The organism is Nocardioides proteolyticus (genome assembly GCF_051280635.3).
Lineage (GTDB): Bacteria > Actinomycetota > Actinomycetes > Propionibacteriales > Nocardioidaceae > Nocardioides.
Genome location: NZ_JBNBPO030000001.1, coordinates 214,665 through 231,639 on the forward strand (window position 1 = coordinate 214,665; position 16,975 = coordinate 231,639).

The window sequence follows — 16,975 nt, forward strand, 5'->3', positions numbered from 1 at the left end:
ATCCAGCGGTCACCGGCGCGGCCGCCGCTCACCGGCGGCGGCCGCCGCGAAGGCCCTCATCGCCGGCTTGGCGCGCAGGTCGGGGTGGAGCAGCCCGAAGCCGTCCTGGTAGGCGTCGGTCGGCCCGTCGATGTCGCGGTACCAGATGATCGGTCCGACGTAGGGGTACTCCGCGCGGACCAGCTCGACCGCCTGGGCCAGGAACCGGGCCTGCGTGCGCGGGGACACCGAGCGGTCCCACGGGTTGCCCCGGTTGTCCGGTCCGGACGACCAGCCGAGCTCGGTGATCCAGATCTGCTTGTCGGCGTCCCCCCACCGCTCCATCACGGCCCGCACGGCCGGCGTGTGCGTGAGCCGCCAGACCGCGCCCACCGACGGCGTGTCCGGGGCGGCGTCGCTGGGCCCCACGTAGGGATGGGTGGCGAGCGCGTCGAAGCAGTCACCGGCTCCCGCGGCGTACGCCTCCTCGAGCCAGGCGTCGTCGTTGTACATCAGCCCGCCGAACAGGACCGGGGAGTCGTCGTGCCGCTTGACCGCGGGATAGGCCGCGCACAGCAGCCGGGTGTACGTCGCCGGGTCGGCACCGGCGAAGAAGGTGTCGAAGTTGGGCTCGTTCCAGACCTCCCAGGCGGCGACGTCGTCGCCCCAGCGCTGCGCGGCCCTGCCGATCGCCGCCGCGTAGTCGGCCGCGTCGTCGGGCGGTGCGTGCAGGCTCCCGGTGGCCGACGCCCACGGCGGCGTGAGCCACAGGTCGAGGATCACCCGCAGCCCCCGCTCGCGCGCGCCCGCCAGGACGGCGTCGATCAGGTCGACGTACCACTGGTCGAACGCCCCGGGGCCTCTCGGCTGCAGCGTGGCCCAGCCGACGTCGACCCGGACCCAGCCGGCGCCGGCCTCGGCGAGGCGGTCCATCACGGCGAGCGCGGGTGCCGGGTCCGACCCGTGGTGCGCCGAGAGCTGCACGCCCAACCCGCTGTCGGCGCGGCGCCGCGACGGCTCCCGGTCCGATGCGTCGGACCGCTCCTCCTGCGCGGCGGGCCGGGTACGGTCGGCGTCCGGCAGGGCGTCGGTCTGGGTGGGCACCCGCGAGCCGAGCAGCCACACGCCGAGCGCGGCGACGGCGAGGACGACGGTCGCGCGAACCAGCACCCGGCTCATCGGGATCCCCCCAGCTCGGCCGGCACGTCGGGCACCGGCGCGGCGCGGCCGAGCAGGTCGTGCGCGGCGCGGCGTACGGCGGGGAGGCGGCCACTCACCCGACGCGCGGCCGGGTAGAGCCGGCTCAGCTTGACCCGGAAGGTGCGCATCGTGTCCGACGCGTTGACGTCGACGCGCGGCACCGAGAGGTCGTCGCAGCCGTCGTGGACGGCGAACCCCGCCTCGTAGCCGGCGGCGCGCACGGCGGCCCGGGCCCGGGCGTCGTGGGTGCCGTAGGGGTAGGCGAACGAGCGGATCGGCACGTCCAGCAGCGACTCCAAACCGTGCCGGGTCTGGGCGGTCTGCCGGCGCAGCTCGTCGTCCGGCACGGTCGTCAGGTCGCTGTGGTCGAGCCCGTGCGCGCCGATGGCCATGCCGTGCGCGGCCACCGACCGGAGCTCGGCGGAGCCCATCAGCGGATGCCGGTCGCGGGGGGCGAGCCAGCTCGACCAGCCACCGACCAGGCCCGCCGGGACGTAGAGGACGCTCGGCACCCCGAAGGAGGCGAGCACCGGGGCGGCGTGCTCGCCGACGCCGACGTAGCCGTCGTCGAAGGTGATCAGCACCGCCTTGGGCGGCAGCGGCGCTCCCCGCAGCCCGGCGAGGTAGACGTCCTCGGAGATGGGGACGAAGCCCGACTCCAGGAGATGCTCCACCTGGTCGCGGAACGCAGCGGGACTCACGAACATCCCGTGCGGGTCCCGGGCCGTCGGGACCCGGTCGACGCCGTGATACATCAGCACCCGCACCGGCGGCCTGCTCATGAGCTGCGCTCCCGGATCCGGTAGAGGCCGCCGGCCAGCAGCAGTGCGGCGAGCGCGAGCAGGGCGGCGACGTACAGGTGGCGCGGCGGGTCGGCGCTGACCCCGGCGGTCCCGGCCTCGACGACCACGACGACCTTGGCGGTCTCGTCGCTCCGGCCCAGCTGCTCGGCCCGGCGGGCCAGTCCGTTGGCGACGTCGACGGCGGCGTCGCGGTCGGTCGATGCCGTCTCGATCCGGATCGTCGCGGTGCCGGTGTCCTGGGTCGCCGAGACCGTCACCTCCGGGCGGCTGCCGGAGCGGAGCAGACCGTCGACGACCTCCGCGGTGGTCTCCTTGGCCCCGAGGAGGACGCCGTACTCGTGCGCCTGCATCTCGATGCTGTCCGCCGACTGCTCGGCCGTCAGCGGGCGCAGTGCGATCGCGCTGCTCGCGGTGTAGGTGGTCGGGATCAGCAGGATCAGCTGGACGCCCAGCGCGACCAGCAGGCCGAGCCCGATGACGAGCAGTCCCACGTGGCGCCACCTCTCTCGCTGCTGCTGCGCCTCTCCTGCGGTCATCACCATGGGCTCGTCCTGTTCCGATGAAGGGCGGCGGCCCCGTGCTGCGGGTCGCCGACGGTCGTGGGGTCGTCGTCGTCCGGTCCGGACGTCTCCACCACGGCGGCCATGCCGAGGAGGGTCCAGACGAGGGCGGCGACGATCGGGTTGCGCAGCGGCATGTCGAAGGAGCCGTGGACCGCCACCGCGGTCAGGGCGGCGACCACCGCGACGTTGCGGGTCCGGGCCCCGTCGCGGCCGGCGGCGGGCGGCCCGGCGAGCAGCTGCCGGCGTACGGCGACGACGCAGCCGGCGACGACCAGGACGCCGAGCGCCAGGCCGACGACACCGCGGTCGGCGAGCACGGTCAGCAGCAGGTTGTGGGGGTGGTCGGCCGGGTCCGCCGAGACGGTGCTGACCGAGTCGCCGGCAGCGCTGTTGAAGCCGCCGGGCCCGACGCCGAACCAGGGATGGTCGGTCGCCTGCCGCCAGGCCTCGGCCCAGGTGAGCGGCCGGTCGTCGTACTGATTGCCGGTCGGGTCGCCGAGGCTGCGGATCCGCTGCCCGAGCACCCCGAGCACCGCCGCGTCCGGCGGTACGGCGAGCGCCGCGAGGCAGGTCGCCGCGACCGCGGCGGCCGCCGTCGCCAGGGCCCGGCGGGTCCGCGGCTCGCAGACGGCGAGCGCGACCAGCGCGACCAGCGCCCCGATCCACGCCCCGCGCGACATGCTGAGCACGCACGCCGCGGCCAGGCACCCCACCGCGCCCGCCAGCAGGACGCCGCGACGCCGCGACGCCGCGGTCACCGCGCAGGCGACGCCGAGCGGCAGCAGGGCCGCGCAGAAGACACCGAGCTCGTTGGGCTGCGCGAACGGTCCGGTGAGCCGGCCGTCGACCACGTTCCCCGCCTCCGCCGCCCGGAGGGAGCCCGCCGACACCAGCGCCATGGCGGCGACGACGCCGCCGACGGCGACCAGCAGCTCGGCGAGGTCGCGCTGGCCCCGCCCGTGCTGGCCGGCCACAGCGATCGCCAGCGCGTAGCCCAGCGTGACGACCGAGAGCACCAGCAGCGGGATCGAGCGGTCGGGGTCGACGCCGCCCGCAGTGGAGACCACCGCAGCGGCGAGCCCGAGGCCGGAGCCCAGGAGCACGATCGAGGCGGGCAGCCGCACCTCGTCGCGGACGACCAACAGGACGGCGATCGACGCCGGCACCGCCGTCGCGACGTAGGAGAGCCGCAGGCCCAGCGCGGGCACGGCGACGTCCCCGAAGGGAAGCAGCACCACGGCGAGGCCGATCGTCAGCGGGAGGACCTGCGCGGCCCTCGAGCGAGCCGGCCTCGCCTGCGCTCGGGCGGTCAGGGGCACGGTGTGCTCCCCCGGCGACGGGCGGCCGCGCTCAGCGCGCCGTAGGCCTTCACCAGGTCGCGGGCCACGGCCAGCGGCGGCACCAGCGCGGCGGTGGCCAGCGGCCGGGGACCGCGCAGCGCGCGGGCGAGCGGCAGCGAGAGGTAGAGAGCGGCGCCGGCGGCCACCGCCGACCGGGCCGACGGCCCGCCGCGGACCGCGGCGCCCGCGGCGGCGGTGTAGGCCACCGCCCGGGCGAGGTCGCGTCCCATCAGCCGCGCGTCGAGCGAGTTGCCGCTGCCCTCGCCGTACCGCCGGAGCATGCGGAGGTTGGCGCGGAGCGTCGGGCGCTGGGCCCAGTGGACCTCCGCGTCGCGGACGAGGCCCGCGCTGTGGCCGGCCGCGACGACGCGCCGGCCGAACAGGACGTCCTCCCCCGTCGCGAGGTGCTCGGGGAACCCACCCGCGGCCCGCCAGGCACTGCGGGTGAACGCCACCGAGCGGCCGGTCGGCATCGAGGCGTCGAAGGCCCGCCCGAACAGCCGCCCGTAGGCGCGCACGAGCGGTGTCCGGCGCCCGGCCTCCTCGATCGAGGGGTAGCCGACCGCCACCAGCGCGAGCTCCCACGGCCTCTCCCCCAGCACCCGGTAGGTGCCGGTCCACAGCCCGACCTCGGGGTGGCGATGGCAGGCGCGGCGCATCGCGTCGAGCCAGCCCGGGACGGGCACGCAGCCCGCGTCGGTGCACGCGATCAGGTCGTGCCGGGCGAGCGCGATGCCGACGTTGCGTCCCCGGGAGATGCCGGCGCCGGGCTCGACCACGACCCGCACCCGGGGGTCGGCCTCCGCGGCCCGCCGGGCCACCGACGCGGTGCCGTCGGTCGACCCGCCGTCCACCACCACCAGCTCGTCGCCGTCGGCCAGCTGCGGCACGATGGCCGTCAGCAGGTCGGTCAGCCCCTCCACGTCGTCCAGCACGGTCGTCACCACGCTCATCGGCGGCGTGGTGACCCGCAGCCCGGCGCCCGGCCGGTCGGCGGCCCGACCGAGGAAGTCGGCGAGGATCCCGGCGGCCTCTCCGGCGGCCGGGAAGGCCTGCGCCCGCTCGCGCCCGGCGGTCGAGAGCCGGCGGCGGGTTCGCTCGTCCGCCAGTGCCGCCAGCACCCGGGCGACCGCGGCGGGGCTCTCGGGCGGTACGGCGACGCCTCCGCCGCCCACGAGCGCGTCCACCGGGGGTACGGCGACCACGGGCACGCCGCCGGTGATCGCCTCCAGGGCGGTCATGCCGAACCCCTCGCGGTACCACGGGAGGTCGGGGCTCGGCCGGGTCAGCACCGCGACGGCGTCGAAGGCGGAGACGACGCGGCCGAGGTCCGGCACCTCGCCGAGGAGGCGGAGCCGGTCGGCGACGCCCAGGTCGGCGGCCAGCTTGACCAGCCGGTCCTGCTCGTCGGGCTCGCTGGGGTCGTGGATGCCCGCCACCGCCAGCACCCACCGCTCGGCGCCGGGCTCGGCGAGGGCACGGACGGCGTCCTCGATCCCCTTGTTGCGGGCGAGGCGGGCGGCCATCCCGAGCACGAGATCGCCGTCGTCGACGCGCAGCCCGAGCCGCGCCCGCGCCTCCCCGGTGGGCACCGGGTCCGGCATCCGGGGCGGGTTCAGCACCAGCGGGTTGCGGGCGGCACGCCCCTCGAGCAGCCACCGGCTGGTGGCCAGCTGTCCGTCGGTCAACCGGTCCAGCAGGGCGACCGGGCGACCGGCGAACGAGGCGTCGTGGCGCACCCACACGACGGGGATGCCGAGCAGGCGGGCGGCCGGCGCGGCGACGAGCGCCGCCTTCACGCCGTGGGCCACGACCACGTCGGGCTCCGTCCTGCGCAGCTCGGGCACGGCTCGCGCCGCCAGCGCGAGAACCTGCAGCGCGGTGCGCCGGTCGGGCAGGGTCCGCACGGACCAGCCGCGACGACGCCACTGCGCCGCGGTCGGCCCGCCGCCCAGCCCGAGCACGCGCACCTCGAGCCGGTCGGAGGCGTCGGCGAGGTGCAGCTGCCACCGCTCGGCGCCACCGAGGACCCCGCCCTGCTGGACGACCGTCACCCGCAGCGGGTCGGCCGCCGCCGGGCGGGCGCGCGCCGCCGCCATCGCGCCGCGCTCCGACCTCGTCACGCCCGGCTCCGGCGGGGGCGGCGCGAGCGGCGGACCCCGATCAACACACTGCCCAGGACCCGCAGCCGGATGCCCCGGAGGTGCTCGGCCGCCCTGCGCACGAAGCGCGGGTGCACCGTCCCGGCGGGCACCACCATGAGCAGCGCGCCGTGGATCGCCATGATCCGCGCGTCCTCCGAGGTCGGCACCGGTGCCGCGTGCACGATCACCACGTCGTAGCCGTCCTCGGTGTCCTCCAGGAGGCCGCGGAACCGCATCTCCAGCAGGCTGGGCGCGGCGAGGTGCGCGTCGCCGAGCGGCAGCACGTCGACCATCTCGACCGGCCCCTCGCGCACCGCGTCCTCGAGCGCGGTCTCGCCGGTGAGCACGTCGTACAGGCCCGGCTCGCCGGAGGCCGAGAGCGCGGGGTGGACCGGGCCGCCCTCGCGGTCGGCGTTGACCACCAGCACGCGGTGGCCGACCTCCGCGAGCGCGGCCGCGAGGTTGACCTCGGTCCATCCCGCCCACGGGTCCGACCCGCTCGCCGAGGTCACGACCAGCAGCCGGGTGGGATCCTCGGCACTGGCGAACTCGACGGCGATCCGCAGCGCCCGTACCGCCTGGAACTCCTCGGACCAGAAGTCGACCGCGGAGACCCCGTGCGGGTCCGCCGGACGGGGCACGACGCCGAGCACCGCCGTCTCGGAGATCTCGCCCATCTCCTCCGGCTCGTTCACCGTGCGGAACACGCGGTCGGCCACGACGGCTCCGGCGATCGCCAGGAGCACGGCCAGGACCAGGCCGGCCAGCACCGTGATCGGAATGTCCGGCGAGCTGAAGTGCTCAGGCACCACGGCGTGCTCGGTGACGTGGTAGTCGAACGCGCCGCTGCTGGCGTCGTGGGTGGGCAGCAGCTCGACGATCAGGTTGGCCGCCTCGGCGGCGCGTTCGGGGTCGGTGTCGGTGACCGACACCTGGATGATCACGGTGTCGGGGACGACCTCGCCGTCGACGTCGTCGAGCAGCTCGTCGGCGGAGCGGTCGTCGATCCGCTCGGCGACGTCGTCCAGCAGCGGTCGGGACTCGGCCACGTCGGCGACGGTGCCGAGGAGGTCCTCGTAGCTCGCCGGTGACGGCGAGATGCCCTGCTGCGGCGTCGCCGCGATCCGCGCCGACGCGGTGTACTCCTTGTCGGCGAGGACCAGGCCCGCGGCGATCGCGTTGGCGACGAGCGCCAGGATCAGCACCACCGTCCACCGGCGGCGCCACAGCAGCGTGCCCAGGGAGCGGAGGCCCCCGCGCACGGCCGGCGGCGGATCGGTCTGCTCGACCGGGACAAGGGTTGTCGTCGACATCGTGGTTCCTTACCTGAGTACGAGCTCTGCTGGAGCGTGGCGGTAGGCCTCGTGCAGGCGCTCCCGTTGCCGGCCGGCCGAGTGGGCGGCGGCGAAGGCCAGGGAGCGCTGCTGCTCCGCCGACCAAGTCGCGGGGTCGTGCAGCCGGACGATCCGTGCCGCGAGGTCCGCCGCGGTGCCGACGGTGCCCGGGACGCCCAGGCTGGTCAGCGTGTCGATGCCTCGGGCGGCGATGGGCAGGCCCACCTCGGCGGCCTCGAGCATGCTGATCGGTGCGGCCTCCCACGCGGCGGTGTGCACGTAGATCTGGGCCTCCCCGAGCCGCTGCATCACCTCGTCACGGGGCAGCCAGCCGGCCACAGTGACGCCCTGCGACCGCAGCCGCTGCTCGGCGGCCCGGTCGCCGCCCCCCAGCCACTCCCACGCGACTCGGTGGTGGAGCACCTCCTCGAGGTAGCCCTTGACGGTCAGCAGGTGGCGCCAGTCCTTCTGCGGCCCGATCCGGCCGACGGTGACGACGCGAGGCGCGGCGGAGAAGCGCGCGCGCACCTCCGGCGGGTGGAGCGCCCGGTTGGGCACCGTGACGACGCGGCGGTGGCCGAGCTGCACCGCCAGCTCCGCCTCGAACGGCGAGCACGCGACGAGCACGGACGTGCGCTCGACCAGGGCCCGCTCGACGCGGTGCAGCGCCGCCCGGGCGGCCGGGCCGAGGTCGCGGCGCTCGAAGGCGAAGCAGTGGGGGCTGTAGACCACGTCCACGTCCAGGTCGACCGCGCGGGCGAGGATGCCGGCGTACGACGAGTGCGCGTGCACCGCCGTCGGCGCCAGCTCGCGCACGAGGTGGCGCAGGCGACGGACGGCCGCGAGCGGGCGGCGCGGGAGCTCGCGGACGCTGTCGAACGACGTCAGCCGGTCACCGGTGTCGGCGTGGGCGCGGCGCGGCCAGAACGCGAGGTGGTGGTCGAGTCCGGGGGTGGCGTCGACCATGGCGAGCACCGAGCTGAGCACCCCTCCTCCGAGGGACTCCACGACGTGCAGCACGCGGGCAGGCATGGGATCTCCGATCCGTCTCAGTAGGCGCCGCGGGCGCGGAGCACGGCCGGAACCGTGCGCAGCAGGATGCGGACGTCGAGTGCCAGCGAGCGGTGCTCGGCGTAGTGGAGGTCGAGGCGGACGGCTTCCTCCCAGGCCAGGTCGCTGCGACCGCTGACCTGAGCCAGCCCGGTGATGCCGGGCCGCACCGAGCAGCGGGCGTGGTCGCCGGGGGCGAACCGCGCGACCTCGCGCGGGACCGAAGGCCGTGGACCGACCAGCGCCATCGTCCCGTTGAGCACGTTCCACAGCTGGGGGAGCTCGTCGAGGGAGTAGCGCCGCAGCCACCGGCCCGGCAGCGTCACCCGGGGGTCGTCGTGGCGCTTGTTGAGCGGGCCCGACCCGTCGTCGTGCGCGGCGAACACGGCCTCCGCCGCGCGGTCCGCGCCCGCCTCCATGGTGCGGAACTTGACGATCTCGAAGGGCCGGCCGCCGGCGCCGATCCGCTGCTGTCGGTACAGGACCGGGCCGCGGCTGGTCGTGACGACCAGCACCGCGATCAGCGCCAGGAGCGGGAGCAGCGCCGCGAGGGCGGTCGTGGCGACGAGCAGCTCGAGCACCCGGCGGGCGCGGCCGTGGTCGCGGACCTCGATCGGGGGGACCTGCGGGGTCTGCGGGGTCTGCGCAGCGGGTACGGCCGCGAGACGTGACGGCACGGTCGCGGCGTCCGGCCGCAGGTCGACCGGTGCCCGGACGGCGCTCACGAGCCGCTCCCGTCACCGTGCCGCGTCGACGCCAGCAGTTGGGTCTTCACGCATCACTGGTGCAGCGAGACGGCCCGCCTGATCCACCGGAACGCCGGAACTTCGACCGGGCCGGCGCAGAGTCGGGCGCTCAGCCGCGCGCGGCGTCGAGGCCGCGCCGGAAGCGGGCGTAGCACGCCAGCTCCGCCCGCACCGGAGCCAGCACCTGCCCGCGGAGGACCCGCTCCACCGCCTTGCCAGCCTCGTCGGCGAGAGCCTCGGCCTCCCGGTCGGCGGCGCGCTCGGCGGCGACCCTCCCGACCCTGGTCCCGACGGCCGTCGCCGCGGCGACCGCCAGCAGGCCGACGGCGGGCGGCAGCGGGGCGAGGCCGCCCGCCGCCGCTCCGGCCAATATCAGCGCGGCGAGCGCCGTCACCGCGGCCACGGTGCGCATCGGCCCGAGGAGCCGCAGCCAGCGCGGCGGGCGCGGGTCGAACCGGAGGGACGCCAGGTCGGCGTCCAGCCGGTCGTCGGTCTGCGCGAGCCGCTCCGTGGCAGCAGCCCGGACCGGGTCCGCCCACGGGGGCGTGAGATCGCGCGAGACACCGTCGACCAGGGCGCGGACGGCGGTGTCGACGCCCGGCCGGTCGACGGGGCGGGCTCGCGGCGGGGTCGGCGGCGACACCGGGTGCCGAGCCACCTGCGACCGGGCGAGCCGTCGGGCGTCGGCGACCAGCTCCGAGAGACCGGCGGCCTCGGCGACCCGTCGGTGCAGGTCGGCGACCCAGGGGTCCGGTACGGCGACCGGCCCGTCGCCGCTCGCCTCGGCCAGCCGCGCCGCGGCGGCGCGCACGTCGGCCTCGACCCGCAGCGCCGCGTTGTGCTTCTCCTCGACGCGGCGGCGGACGGCGGTCCGCAGCTCCTCCATCCCGATGCCGTCGCGTGCGCTCGTGGCGAGGACCCGCGGGTCCTTGATCCCGTCGGCGACCAGCAGCTTGCGCAGGTCGCGCAGCATGCCCGCACGGCGGTCCTCGGCGACGGTGTCGACGTGGTTGAGCACGACCATCGTCACCGCGCGGTGGCCGGCGAGCGGCTGCAGGAACCGCTGGTGGATCGCCGCGTCGGCGTACTTCTGGGGATCCACGACCCAGATCAGCAGGTCGGCGAGCTCGACGATCCGCTGCGCCTCCTCGTGGTGGGCGGCCGCGATCGAGTCGTGGTCGGGCAGGTCGAGGAGGACCAGCCCCTCCGGGAGCCGGGTGCGGGGGGCCGGCGCCGGGAGCGACGCCCGCGGGTGCCGGTCGCGCTCGGGGACCCCGAGCCACGTCAGCAGCTCGTCGGCGTCGTCGTCGCTCCACAGCAGCGCCTTCGCGGTCGACGTCGTGGGACGGCGGGCGCTCGACGCCGAGAGCTCGGCCCCGGCGAGGGCGTTGAAGATCGTCGACTTGCCCGACCCGGTCGAGCCCGCGATCGCGACGACGGTGTGGGCGGCCGAGAGCCGCAGCCGGGCGGTGGACCGCTCGACCGAGGCTGCGACGTCGTCGAGCAGCTCGTCCGGGAGCCTTCCTCGCGCCGCCGCCACGGCCGCCTGCAGCCCCTCGATCCTGGGCTGCAGCCGGCTCCCGCGGGTCACCGTCCGCGGCAGGGCCTGCACGGAGGATCCCAGTCCACGACCTGTCATCTCGGGTTGCCTCCAGAGGTCTCGAAGTGCTCGAGCGCGCGCGCCATGTCGTGCGCTGCCGTGCGGAGCCGCCCCGGCGCGTCGGGCGCCAGGTTCCAGTCGAGGACCGGCTGCAGGTAGCGGTCGCGCTCCTCCGCCAGCAGCGCGGTGGTCACCCGCGCGAGGTCCTCGCGCGCCCGCTGCACCAGGTCGGTGGGGCCGAGGGGGTCGGCGGGGTCGGCCGGGTCCGCGGGTTCGAGGGGGTCTGCGAGTGCGGCGACGGCATGGACCACGAGCGCGGCGGCGAGGGTGCGGGTCCGCTGGTCGTGCAGGCCGCCCGCAGCACCGAGCCGGTCGGCCACCAGGTCGCCGAGCCGGCGTCGTACGGCGCCGATCGCCTTGCGCGACCGGCTGGCCAGGCCGCGGCCGGGCCGGGACAGGTCCTCGGCGCTCCAGTCGAGCAGTGCCCCGCCGTGGCGGGTGGCCCGGAGCTGCCGGCTCGCCCGCTCCGCCGCGCGCTGGGCGTGGTCGACGACCATGGTCTCGAGCGCGAGGTCCACCGCGACCGCGAGACGGTCGCCGCCGACGTCCGGGCCGGCACCCGCCGCGACCCCGCGGTCGGCGACGGCCCGGAGGGTCTCGGCGAACGTCGGCACGTCGGAGAGGCCGAACAGCTCCGACCAGCGGGCGGCGAGCTCGCCGCGCAGCAGCGTGCCGTCGGCCAGGGCGGCCCGGAGCGCGTCGAACGCCGGGGCGTAGGCGGCGTCGGCGACGGTGAGCAGCTCGCCGACGGCCTCCACCTGCAGCGCCGCCGCGTCGGCGGCCGGTGCGGCCGCCGCGACCGCCCGTCGCGTCGCGCCGGCGACGGTCCGGCGCACGGTCGCGGAGCGCGCTGCGCCGTCGCGGGCGAGGGTCTCCAGCCAGGCGGTGACCTCGGCGACGTACGACGCGGGCAGCCGGCCCTCGTCGTCGACCGGCCCCTGGTCGACGAAGAAGACCTCCTCGTCGGTGACGCCGCGGTCGTGGAGCATCGCGGCGAGGTGGGGGGACACCGCCGCCCGGTCCTGGGTGGGGATCCGGTTCATGACGACCGCGACGGCGGTGTCCCGTTCGAGGGCGACCGAGAGCTGCTGCCAGGGCACCTCGTCCGCGTAGCGCGCCGCGGAGGTCACGAACAGCCAGAGGTCGGCCGCGGCGAGCAGCCGGGTCGCGAGCTGGCGGTTGCCGTCGTCGATCGAGTCGAAGTCCGGTGCGTCCAGCACGGCGAGTCCGCGCGGCACTCCGGGCGAGGCGACCAGCTGGATCGCCCGCTGGTCGGCGGTCGGCCGGTCCACGCGCGCGAGGGTGGGGAGGATCCGGTCGCCGATGAACCACTCCCGGTCGGCCGGATGGTGGACGAGCACGGGCGAGCGCGTGGTGGGGCGCAGGACACCCGGCGTGGTGACCTGCTGTCCGGCGACGCTGTTCACGAGCGTGGACTTGCCAGCGCCGGTCGGCCCGCCCACCACGACCAGCGCCGGCGCGTCGAGCCCGGCGAGACGCGGGAGCAGGTAGTCGTCGAGCTGCGCGAGGACCTGCGTCCGCTCGGTGCGCACGGCCGCCGAGCCGGCGAGGTCCAGCGGCAGCGGCGCGGCGGCGAAGGCGGCACGCAGCGCCGTCACGGCCCCGGCGAGCTCGCGGGCCGGATGCGGGTGGCGGCCCCTCAGGTCGCTGACCGGCACCTCTTCACTGACCGCGGTGGCCATGGCGGCGGAACATCGATCCGAGCTGGCGGTCGAGCGGCTCCTCGGGCCGCGGGTCGGCTCCGCTGCGCGACGTCGGAGCGGCCTCGTCGGCGTCCGGGGCGTCGGCGTCGTCCGCCTCGTCCGTGGCGTCGTCGTCCGCGTCGTCCGTGGCGTCCGTGGCGTCGCCTGTGTCGTCTGTGTCTGTGTCGTCTGTGTCTGTGTCGTCTGTGTCGTCTGTGTCGTCTGTGTCGTCTGTGTCGTCTGTGTCGGCGGCCGGGTCGGTCTGGGGTGCCTCGGGATCGGGGAGCTCGGTCGCCTGCTCTGCGCTCGCCGGCTCAGCGGGCTCGTCGCCGGACTCTCCGGCGGCGCCGGCGGGCGGAGGGTTCTCGGCGAGCAGCTGCGACATCGACGCACCGGCGGACTTCAGGCGCCCCATGATGTCGGCGACCGTCGCGGTGAGGTCGGTGACCGCCTCCTGGGCCTCCGCCCCGAGCTCGAGCGCCCGGTGGAGCACCCTGCGGGCCTCGCTCCGGATCGCGTCCGCGTCCTGCTGGGCGCGGGCCGCCGCCTCGGCGACGTGCTGCCGGGCGATCTCCTCCGCCTCGGCCATCGACGTGCGCAGCGCCTCCGCCCGGATCGACTCGGCGTCGCGGTTGGCGGACTCGATCATGTCGGCGGCGAGGGCGTCCACCTTCGCGCGCTGCGCGGCTGCCCAGCCGGCGACCTCCTGACGGGTGCGCTCGGCCGCGTCGCGGGCCTCGAGCAGGATCTGTTCGGCCTCCTCCGTCGCCTCCCGCCGCGCCTCGGTCGCCATCGCCAGCATGGCCTGGGCCTCCTGGTGCGCGTCGCGGGTGGCGCGCAGCGTGGCGGCGTGCTCGGTCACGCTCGCCGCGGCGCCGGCTGCGTCCGGAGCGGCCGCACCCGGCCCCGGCGAGAGCTCGTCGAGCACCTGGTCGAAGGCGCGGGCCGCCTCGCCGCCGGAGGCTTGGCTGGATTCCGCCGCGTCCTCCGGCGAGAAGCCTTCGGACTCGGGACGGGAGCGACTGAACATGCACCACTGGTGCGCGACGGCCACGCCGTTGATCCGCGACGGGCGAAGGAAAATCCGGCGCGCTCAGGGAGCCAGCCGCTCGACCGCCCATCCGTCGTCGGCCGCGCGGTAGCGCAGCCGGTCGTGCATCCGCCCGGGACGGCCCTGCCAGAACTCGAACGACGACGGCCGTACCGCGTAGCCGCCCCACCACTCCGGCACCGGCACCTGCCGACCGGCGAACCGGTCCGCCACCTCGCGGTAGGCGTCCTCCAGCTCCGGGCGGCCGGCGACGACGGTGGACTGCCGTGACGCCCAGGCCCCCAGCTGCGAGCCGCGCGGGCGAGAGGCGAAGTAGGCGGCAACCTCGGGGGCGGGGACGGGGACGGCCACGCCCTCCACCCGCACCTGGCGCTCGAGCGGGTGCCACGGGAAGAGCAGCGCGCAGCGGGGCTCGGCCCCGAGGTCGCGGCCCTTGGTGGAGCCGGTGTTGGTGAAGAACCGGAAGCCGCCGTGCACGACTCCCTTCAGCAGCACGGTCCGTGCCGACGGCTGTCCCTCCGGCGACACGGTCGCCACCACCATCGCGTTGGGCTCGTGCAGGCCGGCCGTGACCGCGTCGTCGAACCAGCGCCGCCACAGCCGCCACGGGTCCGGGCCGGCGTCGGCCTCGGCCAGCCCGGCGGCGCCGTACTCCCTGCGGAGGGCGGCGAGGTCGTCCTCGTCCTCAGCCATCCGTCTGCTCGCGGGCTTGGGCGAGCTCGTCCTCGAGGTCGCTGACCCGCTGCCGCAGCTCGAGCACGTGGCGCACCCCGGCCAGGGTGACGCCCTCCTCGGTCAGCGCCAGAACGTCCCGCAGGCGCTCCACCTCCGCGCGGCTGTAGCGCCGCTGGCCGCCGCCGGACCGGTCGGGTCGCACCAGTCCCTGCTCCTCGATCCGGCGCAGGGCGGCGGGCTGCACGCCGAGCACCTCCGCGACCTGGCCGATCGTGTAGAACGGGAGCGCGCCGTCGTCGAGCGGCGAGCCGGCGTCGGCACTGACCATCTCTCGCCTCCTGGGATGCCCGCGAACCTCCGTCGGCCGGACCCGCGCGCGGCCGGCCAGTGGGCATCGAGACTAGCCGGTGCGCGACCGGGTGCGGGGTCGCGCGGGCGCGCCCCGACGGCCGTGGGGCAGAATGCCCGATGACCTCGCCGGGCCGTGGACCCGATCCGGCGACAGCACCATGGACGAAGGAGTCGCGGATGCCCGAGGTACACCACGGTCTGGAAGGCGTCGTCGCGTTCGAGACGCAGATCGCCGAGCCGGACAAGGAGGGCTCGGCCCTGCGCTACCGCGGCGTCGACATCGAGGACCTCGCCGGGCGGGTGCCGTTCGAGAACGTCTGGGGCCTGCTGATCGACGGCTCCTTCACCCCCGGCCTCCCGCCGGCCGAGGCGTTCAGCCTGCCCGTGCACACCGGTGACGTCCGCGTCGACGTCCAGGCGGCGATCGCGATGCTGGCCCCGGCCTTCGGCTTCGGCCAGACCTACGACATCTCCGACGAGCAGGCCCGCGAGGACCTCGCCCGGGTGGCGGTGATGGTGCTCTCCTACGCCGGCCAGTCGGCGCGGGGGCTCGAGCGGCCCGTCGTACCGCAGAGGGTGGTCGACGAGGGCAGCACGCTCGCCGAGAAGTTCCTGATCCGCTGGAAGGGCGAGGCCGACCCCAAGCACGCCCACGCGATCGACGCCTACTGGTCCTCCGCCGCCGAGCACGGCATGAACGCCTCGACGTTCACCGCGCGGGTGATCACCTCCACCGGCGCCGACGTCGCCGCCGCGTTCTCCGGTGCCATCGGCGCGATGAGCGGACCGCTGCACGGCGGCGCCCCGTCGCGGGTGCTGGGCATGATCGAGGACGTCGAGCGCACCGGCGACGCCGAGGCCTACGTCAAGAAGCTCCTCGACTCCGGCGAGCGGCTGATGGGCTTCGGCCACCGGGTCTACCGTGCCGAGGACCCGCGCGCCCGGGTGCTGCGCCGTACGGCCAAGGAGCTGGGCGCGCCCCGCTACGAGGTCGCCGAGGCGCTGGAGAAGGCGGCGCTGGCCGAACTCCGCGCACGCCGTCCCGACCGCGTCCTCGAGACCAACGTCGAGTTCTGGGCCGCGATCGTGCTGGACTTCGCCGAGGTCCCGGCCAACCTGTTCACCTCGATGTTCACCTGCGCGCGCACCGGCGGCTGGTCGGCCCACATCCTGGAGCAGAAGCGCACCGGCCGCCTGATCCGCCCCTCCGCCGTCTACGCCGGCCCTGGCGCCCGCCCCGCCAGCGAGATCGACGGCTGGAACCCCGACTGGTCTGCCTGACCCCACGAGGTGGCGCGTTGTGGCGCGCGAGGTGGCGGGTTATGGCGCGCGAAGTGGGACGATATGGCGCACGAAGTGGGAGGTTGTGGCGCGCGAGGTGGGAGGTTGTGGCGCGCCAAGTGGGAGGTTGCGGCGCGCCAAGTGGCAGGTTCCCGCGCACGAGGTGGCAGGTTCCGGCACGGTTGGGGTCGTGATGACACGCCCGCTGCTCACCACGGCCCGGTTACGGCTGGAGCCACTGACCGCCGAGCAGCACACCGACGCGCTCGTCGAGCTGGATGCCGACCCGGAGGTGCTGCGCTTCGTCTTCGGCCGGGCGCTGACGCGTGAAGAGGTCGTCCGCGAGTGGATGCCGAGGCGCACGTCCGCGGAGGCGGATGCCCGGGGGCTCGGCTACTGGGTCGGGCTCGCCGACGGCCGTTTCGTCGGCTGGTGGTGCCTGGCGTACGACGCCGGCCGCCCCGACGCCGCGGAGCTCGGCTACCGGCTCCGTCGCGACGCCTGGGGTCGGGGCTACGCCACGGAGGGCGCCCGAGCGCTCCTGCACCACGCCTTCGGGACGGTCGGCCTGAGCACCGTCTGGGCCGAGGCGATGGCCGCCAACGCGGGCAGCCGCAACGCCCTCACCAAGCTCGGCTTCGGCGTCGTACGACCCGAACGCCCGGGCGAGCCCGGATCGCTCCCTCTTGTCGAGCAGGGTGACATCACCTACCAGCTCAGTCGCACGGAGTACGACGACACGGCCCGCCGCTGAGCCGCCGCGGAGGTGCTAGATCTGCCACCTCGCGCGCCACAACCTCCCACCTCGCGCGCCACAACCTCCCACCTCGTGCGCCACAACCTCCCACCTCGCGCGCCACAACCTCCCACCTCGCGCGCCACAACGTCCCACCTCGTGGGGGTGGGGGGTCAGCGGCGGCGCTCGTACCAGGAGTAGCGGCCGCGGGCGGCGTGGCGGGTGATGGAGATGTGGACGTGGTCGAGGTGGCGGAGGGTGCGGGAGCAGCGGGCGAGCTTGCGGCAACCGGAGTTGAGGTAGGGCTCGGAGCGGAAGCCGTTCCAGGCCGACCACATCCGGTCGTCCCAGATCACGTA

Annotated in this window: 16 protein-coding genes; 2 read left to right on the forward strand and 14 right to left on the reverse strand. The window is 75.8% G+C overall.

Going from position 1 to position 16,975, the window contains the following annotated elements:
• Positions 1-9: 9 nt before the first annotated feature.
• The 13 genes from ACPOLA_RS01055 to ACPOLA_RS01115 form a co-directional block, all read right to left on the reverse strand.
• Positions 10-1,158 carry a cellulase family glycosylhydrolase gene (locus ACPOLA_RS01055; protein ID WP_435768493.1) on the reverse strand — a complete coding sequence of 383 codons (1,149 nt, stop codon included), beginning with the start codon at positions 1,156-1,158 and terminating at the stop codon, positions 10-12.
• Positions 1,155-1,961 (reverse strand): polysaccharide deacetylase family protein, encoded by an 807-nt coding sequence (locus tag ACPOLA_RS01060; protein WP_435768494.1) that lies wholly within the window; start codon positions 1,959-1,961, stop codon positions 1,155-1,157. The genes ACPOLA_RS01055 and ACPOLA_RS01060 overlap by 4 nt, the downstream gene beginning before the upstream one ends.
• Positions 1,958-2,518, reverse strand: coding sequence for a hypothetical protein (locus tag ACPOLA_RS01065; protein ID WP_435768495.1), 561 nt, complete (start codon positions 2,516-2,518; stop codon positions 1,958-1,960). Before ACPOLA_RS01065 ends, ACPOLA_RS01060 begins: the two co-directional genes overlap by 4 nt.
• Positions 2,518-3,864, reverse strand: coding sequence for an O-antigen ligase family protein (locus ACPOLA_RS01070; protein WP_435768496.1), 1,347 nt, complete (start codon positions 3,862-3,864; stop codon positions 2,518-2,520). The genes ACPOLA_RS01065 and ACPOLA_RS01070 overlap by 1 nt, the downstream gene beginning before the upstream one ends.
• A complete protein-coding gene (locus ACPOLA_RS01075; protein ID WP_435768497.1) occupies positions 3,855-6,008 on the reverse strand; it encodes a glycosyltransferase in 2,154 nt (717 codons plus the stop codon). Before ACPOLA_RS01075 ends, ACPOLA_RS01070 begins: the two co-directional genes overlap by 10 nt.
• Positions 6,005-7,342, reverse strand: a complete 1,338-nt coding sequence (locus tag ACPOLA_RS01080; protein WP_435768498.1) for an AAA family ATPase — start codon at positions 7,340-7,342, stop codon at positions 6,005-6,007. The genes ACPOLA_RS01075 and ACPOLA_RS01080 overlap by 4 nt, the downstream gene beginning before the upstream one ends.
• Before the next feature lie 9 nt (positions 7,343-7,351).
• A complete protein-coding gene (locus ACPOLA_RS01085; protein WP_435768499.1) occupies positions 7,352-8,395 on the reverse strand; it encodes a glycosyltransferase family 4 protein in 1,044 nt (347 codons plus the stop codon).
• Between the two features lie 17 nt (positions 8,396-8,412).
• A complete protein-coding gene (locus ACPOLA_RS01090; RefSeq protein WP_435768500.1) occupies positions 8,413-9,138 on the reverse strand; it encodes a sugar transferase in 726 nt (241 codons plus the stop codon).
• A gap of 130 nt (positions 9,139-9,268) precedes the next feature.
• The gene (locus tag ACPOLA_RS01095; RefSeq protein WP_435768501.1) at positions 9,269-10,771 is read right to left on the reverse strand and encodes a GTPase; all 1,503 of its coding nucleotides are present in this window, start codon (positions 10,769-10,771) and stop codon (positions 9,269-9,271) included.
• 23 nt (positions 10,772-10,794) lie between these two features.
• A complete protein-coding gene (locus ACPOLA_RS01100; RefSeq protein WP_435768502.1) occupies positions 10,795-12,522 on the reverse strand; it encodes a GTPase domain-containing protein in 1,728 nt (575 codons plus the stop codon).
• Positions 12,503-13,576 (reverse strand): ATP synthase subunit B family protein, encoded by a 1,074-nt coding sequence (locus tag ACPOLA_RS01105; protein WP_435768503.1) that lies wholly within the window; start codon positions 13,574-13,576, stop codon positions 12,503-12,505. Before ACPOLA_RS01105 ends, ACPOLA_RS01100 begins: the two co-directional genes overlap by 20 nt.
• Before the next feature lie 39 nt (positions 13,577-13,615).
• Positions 13,616-14,266 (reverse strand): pyridoxamine 5'-phosphate oxidase, encoded by a 651-nt coding sequence (gene pdxH / locus ACPOLA_RS01110; RefSeq protein ID WP_435768504.1) that lies wholly within the window; start codon positions 14,264-14,266, stop codon positions 13,616-13,618.
• A complete protein-coding gene (locus ACPOLA_RS01115; protein WP_435768505.1) occupies positions 14,259-14,576 on the reverse strand; it encodes a MerR family transcriptional regulator in 318 nt (105 codons plus the stop codon). Before ACPOLA_RS01115 ends, pdxH begins: the two co-directional genes overlap by 8 nt.
• A gap of 200 nt (positions 14,577-14,776) precedes the next feature.
• Between ACPOLA_RS01115 and ACPOLA_RS01120 the strand changes: the two genes are divergently transcribed.
• On the forward strand, positions 14,777-15,880 hold the full coding sequence (locus ACPOLA_RS01120; RefSeq protein ID WP_435768506.1) for a citrate synthase 2: 1,104 nt from the start codon (positions 14,777-14,779) through the stop codon (positions 15,878-15,880).
• A 193-nt stretch (positions 15,881-16,073) separates the two neighbouring features.
• Complete coding sequence (locus ACPOLA_RS01125; protein ID WP_435768513.1) at positions 16,074-16,634, forward strand: GNAT family N-acetyltransferase; 561 nt, start codon at positions 16,074-16,076, stop codon at positions 16,632-16,634.
• A gap of 155 nt (positions 16,635-16,789) precedes the next feature.
• Here ACPOLA_RS01125 and ACPOLA_RS01130 read toward each other — a convergent pair.
• On the reverse strand, positions 16,790-16,975 hold a 186-nt coding region (locus ACPOLA_RS01130; protein WP_435768507.1), incomplete at its 5' end, for a hypothetical protein.